Origin of the sequence: Streptomyces sp. S063, assembly GCF_002832675.1 — a bacterium.
Classification (GTDB): domain Bacteria; phylum Actinomycetota; class Actinomycetes; order Streptomycetales; family Streptomycetaceae; genus Streptomyces; species Streptomyces sindenensis.
This window is the reverse complement of the sequence record NZ_CP021707.1, coordinates 3,809,041-3,827,685: the sequence shown is the minus strand read 5'-3', so window position 1 is coordinate 3,827,685 and position 18,645 is coordinate 3,809,041. Positions and strand designations below refer to the sequence as shown.

Genomic DNA, 18,645 nt, shown 5'->3' with positions numbered 1-18,645 from the left:
GCCAAGCGAGCAGGTCGTCGCGAAACGGCCGGGGTCCGGCAGCGAAGTGCTGCCGGACCCCGGCCGTGCTCGGTCTGCGGTCAGTAGCAGGTGACGTACAGGTCGACGCCGTGCGGCGTGTTGTTACCGGTCGCCTGGACCTGCCAGCCGTCACGGCCGCCGCTCTCCGCAGCGGTCAGGGGCCTGCTGGTCACCAGTGTGTCGTCGTACCCGGTGACAGCCGCTCCGCCGCCGACGACCTTCTTGTCGGTGGCGCACTGCAAGACGCCTCCGGCGACGTCGTCGGAGGTCGTGTGGGTGTAGCGGGTCGTCGTCAGACCGGCGATGGGATCGGCGCAGATCGCGTAGCCGTCGACCCGCAACTGCTCCGCATGGACGTCGTAGCCGGAGACGATCCACTGGTTGGGATTGGCGCTCCCGGCCGGGCCGGGGTACGACTGGTTCAGGTTCCGGGTCCCGCCGTAGACCGTTCCGCCGCCGCCGAAAGCAACCTTGCCAGCGGGGCAGGTGGTGACAAGCGGGGCGTTGCGGTCGATGGTGAAATGGTACTGCTCGGCCACCTCGTAGCCGGCCGGGGCGTAGACGCACACCGCGTGGACCGTCACGGTCAGCGGCTTCGGCCCGCTGCGGGCCGAAGCGGTCCAGCCGTACGCCCCCTGGGTGTTCTGGGCGGGCATGCTCTCGACGAGGGCCACCATGTTGGAGTACAGCGGCTGGCCGACCGTCGCATAGGCGCCACCGGAGATGGGGACCTGCCCCGGGGGGCAGCTGACTGTCACCGCCTGGTCGTCACCCACCGAGGCGGTCTTCTTCGCCATCACCATGCCGCGGAAGGGACCCGACGCCGGCGGTGTACCGTCCGCCACCGTCACCGCGTGCGAGGCAGGGGCACCGGTGACCATCCCCGCCAGCGTGCCGGTCACGACCGCCATCGCCGTGACGGCCGACCTCATCCTCTTCAAGATGCGCATGGGACATCCTTCACGCTTACACAAACACATGACAGAGCGTGATTGTTCCACAGCGCATTGTGCTCTTCCGCCGTTCAAGGCAGCCCGGTGAGAGTGAACCTGGACGGCTTGTCATTGCAGTTGGGCCGCTGGGCGGGCCGGGGCACCGGCCCGCCCCCGGGAGGAGTCAGGCCGGGGTACCGGCCTGCCCGCACCGCGCGGCGTGGCAGTCTCGCCGGGTGGCCCCCGCCCTCGCCCCTGCATCGCGAACGCCGGCCTCATCTGCATCGGGTAACCCGCCGAGGGGGGCGGGTCGCCCTGCCCAGAACTCGGCACCCTGTCCCGCCCCGTCCGCGTAGTCCCGGGGCGGGACAGCCTTCGTGAGAACTGTGCCGCAACGACGCGCACCTTCGGGTGACCCGGTGGCGGATCCCGCGTACCGGGCCGAAGGTGCGGCCGTTCAAGCTGGTGGCCACGAGCCCAAACCGATCGGCATCGGCCACCGCGTCCAGGATCTCCCGCCATGAGTCGGCGGAGAGCGTGTCCGGTACCTCTGCCTCGACCGTCGTGAACTGGGCGTCCTCCTCCACACGCGGGCGGAGGCCAGCGGCGGACAAGCGGGCGGCGATAGCCGCCGCGGTCACTTGCGAAGCGGACACAGCGCACCCTCCGTTGCCAGTGATTACTTTCAGTGAAGTTAGTTAACTTGATTAGAGCTAGTGGACTAGATTTTCCATATGTCTGAGCAACCGCCGTACCTCCGCATCGCCGACGAACTCCGGCAACGCATCGCGGAGCACGTCTGGGAACCGGGCGACCGCCTCCCATCCCGCGCCCAGATCGGCCAGGAGTGCGGCGTGGGTGAGAACGTGGTGCGCAGGGCACAGGAGTTGCTGATCTCCCAAGGCGTGCTGGAAGGCCGGGCCGGATCGGGCACCTACGTCGCCGAGCCCCGGGAGCGCGTGAGAGTCGTCCGGTCGTCGGCACGTGAGCAGCCCAGCGGATCCCCGTTCCGCCAGGACATGAACGCCCTTCGCCTACAGAGCGACTGGGAGAGCCGGACCGACGCCAAGGTGCCGGCCCCGGCGGAGATCGCGACGCGGCTCGGGATCGCCGAAGGCGAGCCGTGCGTGCGGACGACGTACGAGTTCCTTGCGGACGGGAAGCCGGTTCAGCTGTCGACGAGTTGGGAGCCGTACGCCGTCACCGGCGGAACCCTCGTCGTTCTTCCCGAGGGAGGGCCTCACGCGGGGGCCGGGGTCGTGAACCGGATGGCCGCGATCGGAGTCACCATCAGCCACGCGGTGGAACAGCCCGAACCCCGGCACGCGACCGCCGAGGAAGCATCGCTACTCGGCATCCAGAAAGCCGCACTCGTGACGCACATCCGACGGACGTACTACAGCGACGAGGGCCGTCCCGTGGAGACAGCGGACATCGTGGTGCCCGCAGCGCACTGCGAGATCGTCTACGAGATCCCGATCAACCGCTGACGAGCTGTCCCCGGCAGCTCCAAAGCCATGGCCCAGCCGTGCCCCCCGCGTGCCCCTTCCGTGCCCGACAGAGCGGGAAACCAGGGGGAACAGCGGTTCCCGGCAGGGAGCAGGCATGGCAGAGGCCCCCGACCATACGTACTGGTCGGGGGCCTCTCGCCTGCGGTGGGTGTGGGATTTGAACCCACGGTGACATCGCTGCCACGACGGTTTTCAAGACCGTTCCCTTAGGCCGCTCGGGCAACCCACCCCGCGTCGGCCGCCCGGTCGCTGTGCAAGCCGATGGGCCGTCAGGCCCGCGAGGGCCGGTTCGACGCGTGGGACAGCCTAACCGGTCAGCTGTCGCCCTCGCGCTGGCCCAGGGTGACTTCGGCCGTGGCCTCCTTGCCGTCGCGCTCGTACGTCAGGGTCACCTTCTCGCCCGGCTTGCGGGTCCAGATCTCGCCGATCAGGGTCGGGCCGCTGTCGATCACGGTGTCGTTGAACTTCGTGATCACGTCGCCCGCCTTCAGGCCCGCCTTGGCCGCCGGGCCGTTCGGGGTGACGGCGGGGGTGCCGCCCGCGCCCTCGGCGGAGATCGCGGCGCCGCCGGTCTTCTCCTCCATCGTCACCGTCGCGCCGATCACCGGGTAGACCGGCTTCCCGGTCTTGATCAGCTGCTCGGCGACGTTCTTGGCCTGGTTGATCGGGATCGCGAAGCCGAGACCGATGGAGCCGGCCTGCGACTGGCCGAGGCCGCCGCCGGTCGACTGGATCGCCGAGTTGATGCCGATGACCGCGCCCGTCGCGTCCAACAGCGGGCCGCCGGAGTTGCCCGGGTTGATCGAGGCGTCGGTCTGGAGCGCGCTCATGTACGAGTTCTTGTTGCTCTGGCCGTCCCCCGACGCCACCGGGCGGTTCTTCGCGCTGATGATGCCCGTGGTGACCGTGTTCGAGAGGCCGAAGGGCGCGCCGATCGCGATCGTCGAGTCGCCCACCGCCACGCTCTCCGAGTTGCCCAGGGGGAGGGGCGTCAGGCCCTGCGGCGGGTTCTTCAGCTTCAGCACGGCCACGTCGTAGCCCTGCGCGCGGCCGACCACCTCGGCGGCGTACTTCTTGCCGTCGGAGAACGTCGCCGACAGTTCGCCGGACTCCGCGGCGGAAGCCACCACGTGGTTGTTGGTGAGGATGTGGCCTTCCTTGTCGTACACGAAGCCGGTGCCCGTGCCGCCCTCGCCCTCGCCGCCCTGTGCGTCGATCGTGACCACGCTGGGGAGCGCCTTCGCCGCGACCCCGGCCACCGTGCCCGCCGGGCGCTTCAGGTCCCTCGGGGTGTCCGAGGCCGACACCGTGGTCGAGCTGCCTGACGAGCCGTTGTCGTTGCGGTCGGCCGCCCAGTAGCCGAGGGCTCCGCCGATACCGCCCGCGACGAGCGCCGCCACGGCTACCGCCGCCACCAGCCCGCCGGCCCTGCCCTTGCCGTTCTTGCCGCCCGCGGGATGGGTGCCGGGCGGGACAGGGGCGCCCCAGACCGGGCTGTGGTCACCGCCGTTGCCGATACCTCCGGACGCGTGACCGGACGCGTAGCCAGGCGCGTGACCGGCATCGCCGGCGTAGGACGGGACGGCGGGCGGGGGCGGCGGCCAGGAAGCGGCGCCCGCGGGGAGGTCGGGCTCCGCTCCGTATCCGGGGCCCGCGCCGTGGCCGCCGCCGGGGGCCACTCCGTACGGGGAGGGCTGCGGCGGCTGCGACGGCTGAGGCGGATGGTTCGAGGTCGGGTGTGCGGCGCCCCGGCCGTACGCGGGCGCGCCCGAGGATCCCTGGTGCGCCGGAGCGCCCTGGTGCGTGGGGTTGTGACGCGGCGCCTCCGCGTGCGCCGGAGCGGTGGGGACCGTGCCCCCCGCCCCGGACTCGGCAGACGCGCCGTCACCGCCCTCAGCGCCCTCCGTCGCGTCGCCGGTGGCCGGTTCGGGAGCGTCGGCCGGCACGGGAGGTGCGGACGGAACGGACGGCACGGCCGGTACCGCGCGGTCCTCGTTGCCCTCGTTCTCGGTGCTCACAGCTCTTTACTCCTCGGTTCCACTCGGCATCCAGTCGGCATTCGGCAAGAAATCCGCTGTGCACGTGTCTGCGGTCAGCTTTTCCCACAACACGTCGGGCCACTGTAAGCAGGACCTGTGCATCCGCACACCAATCTTTACATCCGACAAAACAGACCTCCAGGGTGACATGTGCTCAGCCGCCCCCGCAGCGGTGACACCATGGCGCGGGTGACCCACGCACGGCAGCGCAGCGCGCACACCTCCATCCAGGTCATCGCCCACCGCGGGGCCTCCGACGACGCCCCCGAGCACACCCTCGCCGCCTACCGCAAGGCGATCGAGGACGGTGCCGACGCCTTGGAATGCGATGTCCGGCTCACCGCCGACGGCCATCTCGTCTGTGTCCACGACCGGCGGGTGAACCGCACGTCCAACGGGCGCGGCGCCGTGTCCGCCCTGGAGCTCGCCGACCTCGCCGCTCTCGACTTCGGCTCCTGGAAGGACCGGGAGGAGTCGCCCGACTGGGATCCGGTGCCGGGCGAGCTCACCTCCGTACTCACCCTGGAGCGGCTCCTGGAGCTCTTCACCGAGGTGCGGGCCACCGAGCGGGATCTGCAGCTGGCCATCGAGACGAAGCACCCCACCCGCTGGGCCGGACAGGTCGAGGAGCGGCTGCTGCAGCTGCTGAAGCGCTTCGGGCTGGCCGAGCCGCCCGCCGGTGGGCCCTCGCCCCTCCGCATCATGAGCTTCTCCGCCCGCTCCCTCCACCGCGTCCAGGCAGCCGCCCCCACCCTGCCCACGGTCTACCTGATGCAGTTCGTCTCCCCCCGCATGCGTGACGGACGGCTGCCCGCCGGGGCCCGGATCGCGGGGCCCGGCATGCGGATCGTGCGCAGCCACCCCGGATACATCGAACGGCTGCACCGCGCGGGGCACCGGGTACACGTGTGGACCGTGAACGAACCCGCCGATGTCGAGCTGTGTGCCGAACTCGGCGTCGAGGCGATCATCACCAATCGCCCCAAGCAGGTGCTGTCCCAACTGGGTCGCATGTAGACGGCAATCGGCGCGGAAGGTGACAGTCCGCGCCCCGGCGTCGACCGTTACGGGGTGTGCTCCGGCGCATTCGCTGCGCGTTCGATCGTCACGAGTGCGTCACCCGTAGCGCATTGGCCGGTTTCCGGTCCAGCCCAGTGGGGCATCCAACCCTGGCGTGGGGCAAAGGAGGTCTCGGGGGTGGCGTTGGTGGTGGCACAAGAGGTGCCCGCGTCGTCGAGCATGGCCATTCCTCATGGCCCTGCCGGCGTGGGGCAGGCACGACACCGGATGCGTGAGCAGTTGCGCGGCAACGGGGTGTCGGACGCGGTCGTCGACGACGCTGTTCTGATCCTTTCCGAACTTCTCAGCAACGCCTGCCGGCACGGCAGGCCGCTCGGTCGGCACGCCGACGTCGGCGACGGGGACATCCGCGCCGCCTGGCGGGTGGACACCGGCGGAGGGCTCACCGTGGAGGTCACGGACGGCGGCGGCCCGACCCGACCGGTTCCGGCCACCCCTTCGGTGACGGCACGCGGCGGCCGGGGCCTCAACATCATCAGCGCCCTGGCCCAGGAGTGGGGCGTACGGGACGACGCCCCCGGCGAGGTCACCGTCTGGGCCCTGGTCTCCTCGAAGAAGCCGCCCGGCATCTCGGGCAGCGGCTCCGCCACCAACGGCTCCGCGGCGAACGGCGCCGTCAGGAACGGCCGCGGTACGGACGGTGTCTCCGCGAACGGGGTCGGCGGGCTCACCGGGTTCGAGGGCCTGGACTTCTCCGACGTCCTCGACGACGTGGGCTGAGAGCGAGCCCCCAGGGTCCGATCGCGTACGGGGGCGGGACACGGCTCCCCGGGCGGCTAGGCTCGCGCCGAGTCCGCACTGTCGCAATCGGGAGAATGCCCACCATGGCCAAGAAGCGCCCTCAGTCCAAGGCCGGGAAGCAGCAGCTCAAGGACGGTGAGATTCCGGTCGTCGGGGCCCGTGAGCCCTGCCCGTGCGGATCGGGCCGCCGCTACAAGGCGTGTCACGGACGCGCCGCCGCCCAGGCCGTGACCGAGCTCGTGCATCGCCCCTTCGAGGGACTGGCGGGCGAGTGCGACTGGGTCGCGCTGCGCGAGCTGGTGCCCGCCGCCACAGTCGAACTGACCCTCAAGGACGGGCTGCCCGAAGGGGTTCCGTCGGTGAAGCTCGCGACGGTCCTGCCGATGGCCTGGCCGGCGCTGCGCCGCGACGACGGTTCCGTCCTGCTCGCCCTGCAGAACGACACCTCCTCCGGTGACCTCAGCCGCGACCTCGCGGACACCCTCCAGCGCGCCCTGGAGGCCGAGCCCGGCTCCCCGGTCGCCGCCCGCCGCGTACCGGCCGACGGTCCTCGCCTCCAGGACCTCCTCGCCCCGGACGCCGCCTTCGAGCCGGAGGTGCACTCGGGTTTCGAGTTCTGGGTGCCGGACGCGGAGAACGCCACCGCCGAGGTGTCCGCGTCGCTGGAGCGCGCGAACGCCGCCGCCATCCCGACGACGCTGCTCTCCGGCGTCGACGCCGCGTACTGGTGCGAGACCCCGGAGAAGAACCACCTGCGCTGGGTCATGCCGCACCCCGAGGAGCAGCTCCTCGACGCGCTCGCCCGGCTGCACGCCGCGGGCACCTCCTCGCTCGGCGACGACACCCGGCTGGTCGGGTCGTTCCGGGCGCACGGGCTGGTGGTGCCCGTCTGGGACCTGCCGAGCTCGATGGGGGCCGAGGCGTGCGAGAAGCCCGCCGTCGAATTCGCCGAGCGACTGGCCACGGCGCTCGCGTCCGACGCCCCGCTCACCGCCGAGGAACGCCGCGCCCGGGGCGGTCTCACCAACCGTCAGGTCACGCTCAGCTGACGGTGACGACGAGGCGACACAGAGGGTGACCCGCGTCACAACTCACCGTACTCGTAAGTAAATACGCGTCCCTACAGGCGAGATCGAATTTGCGAACAGCAGATCTCTTGTTACGGTTCTAGAAGCCCGGTCGCTGGTGCATCCCCCGTCGCCAGCGACCGGGCGTCCTCGTTTCCGGCTGCGGCCCACCCTGTGACACCCCCGGCGCGGCCCTCAACCCCCGGCGGCCGGGGCCCGTTCCGATCCGGCGCGCAGCAGCAGCGGCGCCTCCTCCACCGGCCCCGCGCCCACGAACTCCGCGATCGCCGTGGCGGATCCTGGCGCACCCGAGGTGGGGACGCCCGGCGTCTCGCAGGTGCCCGGCTCGTCGTGCGCGGTCGGCGCGCAGTGCAGCTCCACGGTCCGCCCGCCCGGGCCCATCAGCGTGAGCACGGAACGGAGTTCCTGACCGGTCGCGTTCCGGTAGTAGACGCGCGCCCACACCGTGTTCCCCCGGGCCATGACACAGGTCTGCGCTTCGACACCCTCCGGTGCGACGACCTCGGGCCCGCATCGGGCCGCCGCCGCGCCCGACCGGCCGAACGCCGCCGCGCCCGCCCCCTCCAACGCCGCCGCCGCGCCCGGACGATCAAACTCCGGCAGGGAACCGGCTTCCGTGTTCATTCCCGATGGCGATTTCGGCAATGCCGAAGAAAGGGAGGCGGAATCATCTCCGGAGAGCCGATCAGAAACCTTTGCCCTAAGACTTTCTGGCGGACCGCCAGATGATTTTCCGGCGACCGGGTCAGCCGATACGGCATTCGGAGCAACGGCGGGGTGCGCGGAAGCAACGAGCGGAACAAGACTTCCGCACCCCACGGCCGCTGTGAGACCGATCATGCGGAGATTCATGGTGGGCCCCACCTGGCACCTGCGCGGAATTACTGACGACGGACTGGCGACAGACCGACGATATCGACGGAACGCGTGCCGCCGGGGCGCCCGGCACCCGATTACCTCGGATCCTGTCCGGCTCACACCCGTTCGAGTGAGCCGGACGCCGGGCTGCCCCCTCCCAAAGCCCCAGGAGGTCAGTGGGCGAGCCGGCTGCCCCCGCCCGGCGCACCGGTGCTCGCCTCGACCAGGGCGTCCAGGACCGCTTCGACATCCGGGAGCCAAGGGGCCCCGGCCGCCGGAGCGCCGCCCTCCGCCCGCCCTCGCGACACCGGGGTGGCCGTGGAGGCGGAGGTTCCGTGCGGTGCCGGGGGCCGCTCCCAGCGGACCTGGCCCGCGCCGGTCCGGGAGGGTGGCAGGACGAGATAACCGCCCTCGCCGTGGAACCGGAGCGAGCTGGGCACCCAGTCCTTCGCGTACAGCAGTTCGCCGAGCCGTTCCAGGGTGTACGGGGCCACCAGGAGCGACCACCGGGTGGGCGTCGCCACGACGGGGCCGAGCCGCATGCCCAGCGCGTCGAGGGCGCTCAGCGCTCGGGCGCCGGCCACGGCGGGCAGGCTGACCGCGCAGGGCGCGCGGCCGCCGGTCGCCAGCAGCACGGGGGCGGTCGGGCGGTTGGTCCACCACCAGCGCACCATGCGCTCGTCCGTGGTGGCCGCCAGCAGGCCGGGGTCGAAGGGGTGTGCGCCCGGTACGGCGCAGTCGGGTTCGGGGCAGGCGCAGCCGAGGCCGGTGCTCTCGCCGTACGGGGCGGCAGCCTGCGCCGTCCCCACTCCGGGAAGCACGGGCCATTGCCATACGGTGGCGCAGGTCAGGGCCGCGTCGAGCCGGGCGGTCGCCTCCTTGCGCCGGAGCCGGAGCCTGCGTCGCCTTCCGAGGATCTCGCGCATGAGCGCTCGTTCCTTTCCGTTGAACGCCGAGTCCACATGACACCACGCGTGTGTGACACCACGTGCGTATCTCTTCGCTGTGCGTACGTGCTCATCAGTTCTGCGGTACGGGCGTGCCGTCGATACCGAGCGTGAGCCGAGCCGAGCCGAGTGGAACCGATCCGAATAGAACCGATCTGGGGTGGAACAGAGCCGAGCCGAACTGAGCAGAGTCGAGCGGAGTCGTGCTGCTCCGGCGGAGTCGTGCGGGTCGAACCGAGCGGGTCGAGCCGGGCCGGCGGTCGCCGGGCGAGGGTGGCCTGCGCCTCGCCTGCCGTCCCTGGTGCGAACCCCACCGTCCGGGGCGGGGGCGTCACGTTCACGGGTGAGGACGCCCGAACCCGCTGCCGGGTTCCCGGGCGATCACAACCGCACCCGCGCATCACCGTTTACGTACCCAGCATGCCCGGGATGACGCTCCTCCGGCGACCTGACCCCGGAGGTACCCCTGTCGAGCGGCCCCAGTCGATCGCAAATAGCGTCCATAGGGTGCATTTTTTGGCCAAGTTAACCGACACTGAGAGAGCACGAATCGCCCGGATCCCGAAGGGACAATGCTGGACATCGGGTTACTTGTGCGTGTACATGTGGATGCACTGATAGTGGCGCAGAATCACATGGGGGTTTGCGATGCTATTCGACGAATCGCACCGGTCGGAAAGCTGGCTGCCATGAGCGCCCCACACCTGCCGAAAGTGGCTGGAATCGATCCAGAGGTTCCGGTTTCAACGCACACTCCCGCACCCCTGACAGAGGTCCCGGGACCGCCCGGAGCCTTCATCCAGGACCGCCTGGCGGGCTGGGTCTCGGACCTCACGACCCTGCACGAACTCACCGAGCGGCTGGCCGGGACGAGCGCCCTCGAAACCGCCCTGCACGAGCTGTTGCAGGCCGGAGCCGCCCTCGTCGGGGCCCGCCGCGGACTTCTCGTTCTGGAACCGGCGAACGGCGAAGGCCCCTCCGCCACGCGCGGTCTCGGCCTCACCCACGCCGAACTCGGGCACATCGAGACCGTGCCGCGCGCGGCCACCGCGCTGGGCCGCGTCCTCGACGGGCTGCCGGAGACGGCCGAGGGGATCGCCAGCCCCGATCTGCTCGGTGAACAAGGCCTCGACCCCCGGCACCGCGAGGTCGCGACCCGGCTCGGCTACGCCGCGAGCTACGCCCTCCCCCTCGCCTCCGAGTCGACCGGCCGCATCGGCGCGGCGCTCTGGCTCTACGACGAACCGGCCGAGCCCGCACAGAAGCAGCGCCACCTCGCCGGCCTCTACGCGCGCTACGCCACCGAGCACCTGGCCCGCCTGATCGAGCTGGAGCGCGCCCGGGCGGACGTCGCCGCCGTCGCCGAGGAGTTGCTGCCCAGCCGGCTCCCCCGGATCCCCGGCGTCCAGCTCGCCGCCCGGCACCGCACCGGCCCCCGCGGCGGCGGCGACTGGTACGACGCGCTGCCTCTGCCGGACCGCGCGCTCGGCCTCGCCGTCGGTTCCGTGGGCGGGTCCGGGCCGAGCGCGATGGCCGCGATGGGCCGGCTCCGCGCCAGCCTGCGGGCGTACGCGGTGATGGAGGGCGAGGACCCCGTCGCCGTACTCTCCGACCTGGAACTGCTGCTGCGGCTCACCGAACCCGCGCGGACCGCGACCGCCCTGTTCGCCTACTGCGAGCCCGCCGCCCGCAAGGTCGTGCTGGCCGGGGCCGGGCACACCCCGCCGCTGATCCTCGGCGAGCGGCGCTGCGAGTACGTCGAGACGACGCTCTCCGCCCCGCTCGGGATGCTCGCCTGCTGGGAGGCGCCGAGCGTGGAGTTCAGCCCCGCGCCAGGCGAAACGGTGCTGCTCTACACGGACGGGCTGCTGCGCCGCACCGGGGACGCGATGGACCGCGCCTTCGCCCGGCTGCACTCCGCCGCCGCCTCCGTACCGAAGCCGGACCGGCACGATCCGGCGGCCGTGGCCGACCACGTCCTGCGCACGGTGCTCCCCGACGGCCTCGACCGGAGCGATGCCACCGAGGACGTCGTGATCCTCGCCGCCCGTTTCGACTGACCACCGGCCGACGTCCGGCGGCCCTTTCCGGTAACAGGTCCTTCGGCCCTGGGCCCCCTTCCGTACGCCCGTACGATGGGTGATGGTCCAGTGTCGTATCAAGGAGAGACAAATCGTGTCTGAGGAGCTCATCCCGGAGACCCCGGAGCAGGAGACCGAAGAGAACGAAGCAGCGGAGGCGATCAAGCAGCGGAAGAACGGCCTCTACCCGGCCGTCTCCGACGAGCTCGCCGAGAACATGAAGTCGGGCTGGGCCGACACGGAGCTGCACGACCTCCAGCCGATCCCCCAGGCCGAGCACACCGCGAACCGCCGCGCCGCGCTCTCCGCCCGCTTCCCCGGCGAGCGCCTGGTCATCCCCGCGGGCAACCTGAAGACCCGCTCCAACGACACCGAGTACGCCTTCCGCGCCTCCACCGAGTACGCGTACCTCACCGGTGACCAGACCCAGGACGGCGTCCTCGTCCTGGAGCCGACCGGCGCCACCGGACACGAGGCCACCCTCTACCTGCTGCCGCGCTCCAACCGGGAGAACGGCGAGTTCTGGCTCGACGGCCAGGGCGAGCTGTGGGTCGGCCGCCGCAACTCCCTCACCGAGGCCGAGCAGCTGCTCGGCATCCCCGCGAAGGACGTCCGCGAGCTGCCCGCCGCGCTGGCCGAGGCCACCGGCCCGGTCCGTAACGTGCGCGGCCACGACGCCGCCATCGAGGCCGCCCTCACCGACAAGGTGACCGCCGAGCGCGACGAGGAACTGCGCGTCTACCTCTCCGAGGCCCGCCTCGTGAAGGACGCCTTCGAGATCGCCGAGCTGCAGAAGGCCTGCGACGCCACCGCGCGCGGCTTCGAGGACGTCGTCAAGAGCCTCGACAAGGCCGAGGCGACCAGCGAGCGCTTCATCGAGGGCACGTTCTTCCTGCGCGCCCGTATCGAGGGCAACGACATCGGCTACGGCTCGATCTGCGCCGCCGGTCCGCACGCCACCACCCTGCACTGGGTCCGCAACGACGGCGCGGTCCGCGCCGGCGAGCTGCTGCTCCTGGACGCCGGGGTCGAGACCAACGACCTCTACACCGCCGATGTGACGCGGACCCTGCCGATCAACGGCACGTTCTCGCCGCTCCAGCGCAAGATCTACGACGCGGTGTACGAGGCCCAGGAGGCGGGCATCGCCGCCGTGAAGCCCGGCGCCGCCTACCGCGACTTCCACGACGCCGCGCAGCGCGTGCTCGCCGAGAAGCTCGTCGAGTGGGGTCTGCTCGGCGACCTGTCCGTGGACAAGGTCCTGGAGCTGGGCCTCCAGCGCCGCTGGACCCTGCACGGCACCGGCCACATGCTCGGCATGGACGTCCACGACTGCGCCGCCGCGCGGACCGAGACGTACGTCGACGGGACGCTGGAGCCGGGCGTCTGCCTGACGGTCGAGCCCGGCCTGTACTTCCAGGCCGACGACCTGACCGTGCCCGAGGAGTACCGGGGCATCGGCGTCCGGATCGAGGACGACATCCTCGTCACCGAGGACGGCAACCGGAACCTCTCCGACTCGCTGCCGCGTCAGGCGGACGAGGTCGAGAGCTGGATGGCACGGCTGAAGGGCTGAGCCCCTCCCGTACTGCCGTACGGCACGCGCCGGGGCGCGCCGCTCACTACACCGTGAGCAGCGCGCCCTCGCGCCATTTCAGTACCTTGTCGAAGCTCACCACCGCGCCGCGGCCCGGCCGGTTGCCGAACTGGACGTGGTCGGAGAGCTGCTGGATCAGGTCGAGGCCCCGGCCGCTCTCGGCATCGGCCTCGACCCGTTGGGAATGCGCGGCTGGGCGAAGCGCGCGGCGGGACGGAAATCCGGGCCCCGAGTCGCTGACCTCGATACGGCATTTCTCGCCGTCCAGATAGGCCGTGACCCGGTACTGCCCGGAGTCCGCGTAGGGACGTCCGGTCCCGGGACCCCCGAACTCCACGGAATCCCCGGGCTCCCCGGGCACCGTCCGGTCGCCGCCGTGCTCGACGGCGTTCGCACAGGCCTCGCTGAGCGCGACCGACAGGTCGAAGGAGATGTCCGGATCCACCCCCGCGGTTTCCATCGTGCCGAGCAGGAAACGACGGGCGAGCGGAACGCTCGCAGCTTCGCGCCGCAAATGGAGAGACCACCAGATGCTCATCTTTCAGCCTCCTGGCTGCGGCTCGACGTATCGGTACGTATTGCCGCCCTCGGCACTTCGTAAGCACGGATCGGGTGGGAGAGCCCTCGTTCGGCGGATGCGGATATTCGGCCGCCCGGTGTATGGATCGGCCGCGTCGCAGGTCACCGGAGTCCCACCCCGGTGGCCGGGGGTGCGCCCTCCTGGTCACCTGACCTGCGTGCCCCCGGTCCGTACATCCCCCGCGAACAGGCGCAACAAGCACGGTTGGGGACGGAACCTGATCTTCCGGACCTGCCGTACGGCACCCGGGGGCGCAGTGCGATGATGTCCCGGCCATGTCCACGCCTCGCGCACGCGCCGGAGCCGGTCTGCGGCTCATGAGGGCCGCGGTGTTCACCGCGGTCTGCGTCGTGCTGTCCGCGGCCGGACACACGCTCGCCGCCGGTACGGCCGTCCCCGCGTGGACGCTGCTCGCCGGATTCCTCGGCGTCCTCACCGTCGCCGCCCTCCTCGCCGGACGGGAACGCTCCCTTCCGGGCATCGTGGGCGCGCTGGCCGGCGGACAGATCCTCCTGCATGTGCTCTTCGCGTACGGCAGCCACGACGGCGGCCCGTCCGCCGCCGGAACCACGGGCGGCGACAACCCGCTCATCCGGTTCGCGTCCGGGCTCGTGTGCGGCGAAGGACCGGTCCGGCTGAACGCGGCCGAGGCCCACCGCATCGTCTCCTCGGCCGGCATCGACCCGTCGACGCTTCCGGGGGCGCACGCCCATCCCGGGACGGGCGGCGCGTCCGGCGCGGCCCAGGCCGCGGCTTCGGCGGGACCGGACGGGGCCTCGGGCATCGCCCAGGTCTGCGCCGCGGTCACCGCGATGCTGCCGAGCCTGCCGATGTTCCTGGCCCACGTCCTCGTCGCGCTCGCCACCGGCTGGCTGCTGCGCCGCGGCGAGATCGCCCTCTTCGCGCTGGCCCGGCTCTCCGCCCACACCGCCCAGGCGCTGGCCGCCGGGGCCCGGCTCCGGTCCCTGCGCGCCGCGCTCGCCCTCGTCCGCGCGCTGCGGGCCGGGGAGCGTGAGCAGCTCGTGGCCGGACCGCGCGCTCCGCGCCACGGCGACGACATCCCCCTGCCGACCGCCGGGGATCCTCTGCAGCACCTGGTGATCAGGCGCGGGCCTCCGTCGGCCCCGTACGCCCTCGCAGCCTGACGCGACGCCTCCACCGGGCCCCGCGGACCGCTCACGCACATCCCTGTGCACGCGCGCTCCCCGCACGGAACCGCACCCCGAGGTGTCGTGATGCCGCCGCGCATCCGCGCGCCGGACCACCGTGTTCCGTTTACCTGTGGAGATTCCTGCCATGAAGCTTTCCCGTATCGCCCTCGCCGGCGGCGTCGCCGCGTCCACCGTCCTGCTGATCGCCGGCCCGGCCGCCGCGCATGTCAGCGTCCAGCCGGTGGGCGAGGCCGCCAAGGGCGGATACGCCACGCTCAACTTCAAGGTCCCCAACGAGCGCGACCAGGCCTCGACGGTGAAGCTCGAAGTGAACTTCCCGGCCGACCACCCGCTCTCCTCCGTCACCCCGCAGGCCGTCCCCGGCTGGAAGATCAAGATCGACAAGAGCAAGCTCGACAAGCCTCTCGAGGTGCACGGCCGGAAGATCACCGAGGCCGTTTCCAAGGTGACGTGGACGGCGGACGACAGCGAGATCGCCCCCGGCTACTTCCAGCAGTTCCCGGTCTCCGTCGGCGCGCTCCCCGAGGACGCCGACCAGCTCGTCTTCAAGGCGATCCAGACGTACGACAACAAGGAAGTCGTCCGCTGGATCGAGGAGCCCACCGAGGGCGGCGAGGAGCCCGACAGCCCCGCCCCGGTCCTGAAGCTCACCGCCGCCACCGACGACCACCACGGTGGCGGCGCGGCCGACGACGCCAAGAAGGCCGACGACGCGAAGGAGGGCGACGACCACAAGGCCGCCGACACCGCCGCGCCGGCCAAGGAGACCCACGCCGCCGCGTCCTCCTCCTCCAGCGACACCACCGCCCGCACCCTGGGCATCATCGGCATCGTCATCGGTGTCGCCGGTGTCGCGTTCGGCGTGCTCGCCGGACGCCGCCGCTCGGCCTGACCGGCCGGTTCCCCCACCCGCACCACGTTCAGGACATCTCTTTCATGCGCAACAGAAAAGCAGTGACGGCCGTGGCGTTCGCCGCCGCGGCCGCACTGGCCCTCTCCGCCTGCGGCACCGGTGACGACAAGGCGGGCTCCTCGGCCGTCGCCGACGTCAGCGCCCCGCCGAAGGACAAGGCCGCCACCGTCCTCGACCAGCCGTTCACCAAGCCGAACCTCGTCCTCACCGACACCCACGGCAAGGAGTACGACCTCCGCGAGGCGACCAAGGGCAAGCCGACGCTCATCTACTTCGGCTACACCAACTGCCCGGACGTCTGCCCGCTGACCATGAGCAACATCTCCCTCGCGAAGCGGGAGCTGCCCAAGGCCGACCAGGACAAGCTCCAGGTCGTCTTCGTCACCACCGACCCCGAGCGCGACACCCCCGCCTCGCTCGGCAAGTGGCTCTCCGCCCAGGACCCCACCTTCACCGGTCTCACCGGCGACTTCCCGACCATCCAGGCCGGGGCGCGGCAGATCGGCATCGGCATCGACGCGCCGAAGAAGGAGAAGGACGGGACCGTCGTCTCCATGCACGGCGCCCAGGTCATCGCCTTCTCCCCGAAGACGGACAAGGGGTATGTGCTCTACGGCGAGGACACCTCCGCCGAGGAGTACACGAAGGACCTCCCGAAGCTGATCAAGGGGGAGGCCCCGTGAACCGCCGCCGCACGGCTCTCGCCGGCGTCCTCGCCCTCACCACCGGGCTGACGCTGGCCGGATGCTCGTCGGACGGCGGGTCGGGCAGCGAGCCGGAGCTCAAGGTCGTCGGTGCCTTCATGCCGCAGCCGGTCAGCGACATGGCCGCCGGATTCCTCGTCGTACAGAACAGCGGCGGGACCGCGGACCGGCTCACCTCGGTGACCAGCCCGCTCTCCGACGACGTCACGATCCACGAGACGCAGAACCAGAAGATGCGCGAGGTCTCCTCGTTCGAGGTGCCCGCGAACGGCTCGCTGGATCTCGAACGCGGTGGCAACCACATCATGTTCATGAAGCTGAAGCAGAAGCCCAAGCAGGGCGAGAAGGTCTCCGTCGAGCTGCACTTCGAGAAGGCCGACCCCATCACGGTCGACCTGCCGGTGAAGGAAACCACCCACAACCCGAAGAAGCAGTGAGGGACTGAATCCAGATGTCTGCCACCGCCCCGTACGCCGGGCCCTCCCCGATACGACGACGGCCGCTCGCCGCCGCCGCGCTCCTCGCCGCGCTGGCCGGCCTGGTCTTCGGGCTGCTGCTGGCCGGCGCGGGCCCGGCGTCCGCGCACGCCGCCCTCACCGGGAGCGACCCGAGTGACGGGGCGGTGGTGGACACCGCGCCCAAGGAGGTCACCCTCAGCTTCTCCGAGGCGATCGCCGTGGGCGACGACTCCATCCGGGTCCTCGACCCGAGCGGCAAGCGCGCCGACACCGAGGCCGAGCCGCGCGATCTGTCCGAGGGCGGCACCGTCCGCTACGGCGTATCGCTCCACTCCGGACTGCCGGACGGTACCTACACGGTGGCCTGGCAGGCGATCTCCGCCGACAGCCACCCGATCTCCGGCGCGTTCACGTTCTCCATCGGCGCCCCGTCCGACACCACGGTGGCCCTGCCCTCCCAGGAGGCGGGCGGCGGCCCGGTCGGCGTCGTCTACGACATCGCGCGCTACACGGCGTACGGCGGATTCGTCCTGCTCGTCGGCGGCAGCGCGTTCGTCCTGGTCTGCTGGCGGGGCGGGGCGACCGCCCTGCCGATGCAGCGGCTCGTGGTCCGCGGCTGGCTCGCCCTGACCGCGGCGACCCTGGTCATGCTGCTGCTGCGCAACCCGTACACCGGCAGCGGGAAGTTCGCCGACGCCTTCGACCTCGCCGGACTCCAGGCCGTCCTGGACACCAAGCCCGGCGCCGCCCTCGTCTCCCGCCTCCTGCTGCTCGGGGCCGCCGCCCTGTTCATCGCCGTGCTGTTCGGTACGTACGCGCGGCGCGAGGACGAACGCGAGAAGAAGGACCTCACCTTCGGCCTCGCCGTCGGCGGCGGCGTGGTCGCGACGGGCATCGCCGCCACCTGGGCCATGTCCGAGCACGCCTCGACCGGCATCCAGGCGAACATCGCCATGCCGGTGGACGTCCTCCACCTGCTGGCCGTCGCCGCCTGGCTCGGCGGACTCGCCTCGCTGCTGGTGGCGCTGTACCGGACGCCGGACATCGGGAGCGCGGCGGTACGGCGGTTCTCGACGGTCGCGTTCGGCAGTGTCGTGGTCCTGGCGGCGACCGGGATCTACCAGTCCTGGCGGCAGGTCGGCTCCTGGTCGGCGCTGACCGGTACGCGGTACGGGCAACTGCTCGTCCTCAAGGTGGCGCTGATCGCCGTCCTGCTCGCGGTCGCCTGGTTCTCCCGGCGCTGGACGGGACGGCTGACGGACCCGGCGGTGGCCTCCGGGGACACCGACGAGGAGGCCGCGGAGGCTCCCGAGGACGTCGAGGACATCCCGGCCGACACCGACCCCGAGCGCGCCGCACAACTGGCCCGGCAGCGGGCCGCCCTGACCGCCACGAAGAAGAAGCGGATACGGGACGCCGACGCGGAGCGCTCCGGACTGCGCCGCTCGGTCCTGGCCGAGACCGCCGTCGCCGTCGTCCTGCTGGCCGTCACCACCATGCTGACGTCCACCGAGCCGGGCCGTACGGAGGAGGAGGCCGCGAACGGCACCCCGGCCGCGAGCGCTCCCGCGGCGGGCGGCCCGGTCAACCTGAAGATGCCGTTCGACACCGGCGGCCAGAACGGCAAGGGCACCGTCCGCATCGACATCGAACCCGGGCGGACCGGCTCCAACGATCTGCATGTGTGGATCGACGGCAGCGACGGCAGGCCCATGGACGTCCCCGAGGTGAAGCTCGCCCTCACCCTGGAGTCGAAGGACATCGGCCCGCTGCCGGTCGTCCCGGACCGGCTGGCCGAGGGGCACTGGTCGGCGAGCGCCGTACAGATTCCGATGGCCGGGGACTGGAGGATCGACGTGACAGTACGGACGTCGGACATCGACCAGGTCACCATCGACAAGAACGCGAAGATCGGCTGAGTAC

Annotated in this window: 16 protein-coding genes, 1 tRNA gene and 1 pseudogene; 11 read left to right on the top strand and 7 right to left on the bottom strand. The window is 71.4% G+C overall.

Annotated elements, in window-relative coordinates; all coding sequences use genetic code 11:
• Window positions 1–80: 80 nt before the first annotated feature.
• The gene (locus CCZ36_RS17560) at window positions 81–971 is read right to left on the bottom strand and encodes a hypothetical protein (protein WP_128818073.1); all 891 of its coding nucleotides are present in this window, start codon (window positions 969–971) and stop codon (window positions 81–83) included.
• A 416-nt stretch (window positions 972–1,387) separates the two neighbouring features.
• Window positions 1,388–1,609, bottom strand: a pseudogene (locus CCZ36_RS35770) (hypothetical protein); the annotation flags it as partial.
• A 78-nt stretch (window positions 1,610–1,687) separates the two neighbouring features.
• On the opposite strand from CCZ36_RS35770, the gene CCZ36_RS17550 reads away from it, so the two are divergent.
• On the top strand, window positions 1,688–2,443 hold the full coding sequence (locus CCZ36_RS17550; protein ID WP_128818072.1) for a GntR family transcriptional regulator: 756 nt from the start codon (window positions 1,688–1,690) through the stop codon (window positions 2,441–2,443).
• Window positions 2,444–2,606: 163 nt separating this feature from the next.
• Here CCZ36_RS17550 and CCZ36_RS17545 read toward each other — a convergent pair.
• Together CCZ36_RS17545 and CCZ36_RS17540 are read right to left on the bottom strand one after the other, a co-directional pair.
• A tRNA-Ser gene (locus CCZ36_RS17545) sits at window positions 2,607–2,693 on the bottom strand.
• A gap of 85 nt (window positions 2,694–2,778) precedes the next feature.
• The gene (locus CCZ36_RS17540; protein ID WP_128818071.1) at window positions 2,779–4,482 is read right to left on the bottom strand and encodes a S1C family serine protease; all 1,704 of its coding nucleotides are present in this window, start codon (window positions 4,480–4,482) and stop codon (window positions 2,779–2,781) included.
• A gap of 201 nt (window positions 4,483–4,683) precedes the next feature.
• On the opposite strand from CCZ36_RS17540, the gene CCZ36_RS17535 reads away from it, so the two are divergent.
• From CCZ36_RS17535 to CCZ36_RS17525, 3 genes are all read left to right on the top strand, one after another.
• Window positions 4,684–5,520, top strand: coding sequence for a glycerophosphodiester phosphodiesterase (locus CCZ36_RS17535; protein ID WP_128819565.1), 837 nt, complete (start codon window positions 4,684–4,686; stop codon window positions 5,518–5,520).
• A gap of 270 nt (window positions 5,521–5,790) precedes the next feature.
• Window positions 5,791–6,303 carry an ATP-binding protein gene (locus CCZ36_RS17530; protein WP_069735645.1) on the top strand — a complete coding sequence of 171 codons (513 nt, stop codon included), beginning with the start codon at window positions 5,791–5,793 and terminating at the stop codon, window positions 6,301–6,303.
• Between the two features lie 104 nt (window positions 6,304–6,407).
• Window positions 6,408–7,373, top strand: coding sequence for a DUF5926 family protein (locus CCZ36_RS17525; RefSeq protein WP_030707304.1), 966 nt, complete (start codon window positions 6,408–6,410; stop codon window positions 7,371–7,373).
• A gap of 213 nt (window positions 7,374–7,586) precedes the next feature.
• On the opposite strand, the gene CCZ36_RS17520 is transcribed toward CCZ36_RS17525, so the two are convergent.
• Together CCZ36_RS17520 and CCZ36_RS17515 are read right to left on the bottom strand one after the other, a co-directional pair.
• Entirely contained in the window at window positions 7,587–8,036 is a 450-nt protein-coding gene (locus CCZ36_RS17520) for a hypothetical protein (protein WP_079149442.1), read from the bottom strand.
• Between the two features lie 407 nt (window positions 8,037–8,443).
• The gene (locus CCZ36_RS17515; protein WP_128818070.1) at window positions 8,444–9,196 is read right to left on the bottom strand and encodes a bifunctional DNA primase/polymerase; all 753 of its coding nucleotides are present in this window, start codon (window positions 9,194–9,196) and stop codon (window positions 8,444–8,446) included.
• A 593-nt stretch (window positions 9,197–9,789) separates the two neighbouring features.
• Between CCZ36_RS17515 and CCZ36_RS17510 the strand changes: the two genes are divergently transcribed.
• Window positions 9,790–11,277, top strand: a complete 1,488-nt coding sequence (locus CCZ36_RS17510; RefSeq protein ID WP_176735190.1) for a PP2C family protein-serine/threonine phosphatase — start codon at window positions 9,790–9,792, stop codon at window positions 11,275–11,277.
• Window positions 11,278–11,392: 115 nt separating this feature from the next.
• Complete coding sequence (locus CCZ36_RS17505; protein WP_069735649.1) at window positions 11,393–12,874, top strand: aminopeptidase P family protein; 1,482 nt, start codon at window positions 11,393–11,395, stop codon at window positions 12,872–12,874.
• A gap of 46 nt (window positions 12,875–12,920) precedes the next feature.
• Here CCZ36_RS17505 and CCZ36_RS17500 read toward each other — a convergent pair whose 3' ends face one another.
• Window positions 12,921–13,433, bottom strand: a complete 513-nt coding sequence (locus CCZ36_RS17500) for an ATP-binding protein (RefSeq protein ID WP_128818069.1) — start codon at window positions 13,431–13,433, stop codon at window positions 12,921–12,923.
• Window positions 13,434–13,750: 317 nt separating this feature from the next.
• On the opposite strand from CCZ36_RS17500, the gene CCZ36_RS17495 reads away from it, so the two are divergent.
• The 5 genes from CCZ36_RS17495 (at window position 13,751) to CCZ36_RS17475 (ending at window position 18,641) form a co-directional block, all read left to right on the top strand.
• Window positions 13,751–14,620 (top strand): hypothetical protein, encoded by an 870-nt coding sequence (locus tag CCZ36_RS17495; RefSeq protein ID WP_128818068.1) that lies wholly within the window; start codon window positions 13,751–13,753, stop codon window positions 14,618–14,620.
• A gap of 151 nt (window positions 14,621–14,771) precedes the next feature.
• Window positions 14,772–15,539: a YcnI family copper-binding membrane protein gene (locus CCZ36_RS17490; protein ID WP_069743719.1), complete on the top strand. Its 768-nt coding sequence runs from the start codon at window positions 14,772–14,774 to the stop codon at window positions 15,537–15,539.
• A gap of 44 nt (window positions 15,540–15,583) precedes the next feature.
• Entirely contained in the window at window positions 15,584–16,243 is a 660-nt protein-coding gene (locus CCZ36_RS17485) for an SCO family protein (protein WP_069743718.1), read from the top strand.
• Window positions 16,240–16,701, top strand: a complete 462-nt coding sequence (locus tag CCZ36_RS17480) for a copper chaperone PCu(A)C (protein WP_069735654.1) — start codon at window positions 16,240–16,242, stop codon at window positions 16,699–16,701. Before CCZ36_RS17485 ends, CCZ36_RS17480 begins: the two co-directional genes overlap by 4 nt.
• A gap of 14 nt (window positions 16,702–16,715) precedes the next feature.
• Window positions 16,716–18,641, top strand: coding sequence for a copper resistance CopC/CopD family protein (locus tag CCZ36_RS17475; RefSeq protein WP_128818067.1), 1,926 nt, complete (start codon window positions 16,716–16,718; stop codon window positions 18,639–18,641).
• The last annotated feature ends 4 nt before the right edge of the window (window positions 18,642–18,645 follow it).

Bases quoted from the DNA above. Each gene is read 5' to 3' on its own strand.
- CCZ36_RS17475 (WP_128818067.1), top strand. From the start codon at position 16,716: ATGTCTGCCACCGCCCCGTACGCCGGGCCCTCCCCGATACGACGACGG.
- CCZ36_RS17530 (WP_069735645.1), top strand. From the start codon at position 5,791: ATGCGTGAGCAGTTGCGCGGCAACGGGGTGTCGGACGCGGTCGTCGAC.
- CCZ36_RS17510 (WP_176735190.1), top strand. From the start codon at position 9,790: ATGCTGGACATCGGGTTACTTGTGCGTGTACATGTGGATGCACTGATA.
- CCZ36_RS17525 (WP_030707304.1), top strand. From the start codon at position 6,408: ATGGCCAAGAAGCGCCCTCAGTCCAAGGCCGGGAAGCAGCAGCTCAAG.
- CCZ36_RS17515 (WP_128818070.1), bottom strand. From the start codon at position 9,196: ATGCGCGAGATCCTCGGAAGGCGACGCAGGCTCCGGCTCCGGCGCAAG.
- CCZ36_RS17485 (WP_069743718.1), top strand. From the start codon at position 15,584: ATGCGCAACAGAAAAGCAGTGACGGCCGTGGCGTTCGCCGCCGCGGCC.
- CCZ36_RS17490 (WP_069743719.1), top strand. From the start codon at position 14,772: ATGAAGCTTTCCCGTATCGCCCTCGCCGGCGGCGTCGCCGCGTCCACC.
- CCZ36_RS17535 (WP_128819565.1), top strand. From the start codon at position 4,684: ATGGCGCGGGTGACCCACGCACGGCAGCGCAGCGCGCACACCTCCATC.
- CCZ36_RS17495 (WP_128818068.1), top strand. From the start codon at position 13,751: ATGTCCACGCCTCGCGCACGCGCCGGAGCCGGTCTGCGGCTCATGAGG.
- CCZ36_RS17550 (WP_128818072.1), top strand. From the start codon at position 1,688: ATGTCTGAGCAACCGCCGTACCTCCGCATCGCCGACGAACTCCGGCAA.
- CCZ36_RS17560 (WP_128818073.1), bottom strand. From the start codon at position 971: ATGCGCATCTTGAAGAGGATGAGGTCGGCCGTCACGGCGATGGCGGTC.
- CCZ36_RS17520 (WP_079149442.1), bottom strand. From the start codon at position 8,036: ATGAACACGGAAGCCGGTTCCCTGCCGGAGTTTGATCGTCCGGGCGCG.
- CCZ36_RS17500 (WP_128818069.1), bottom strand. From the start codon at position 13,433: ATGAGCATCTGGTGGTCTCTCCATTTGCGGCGCGAAGCTGCGAGCGTT.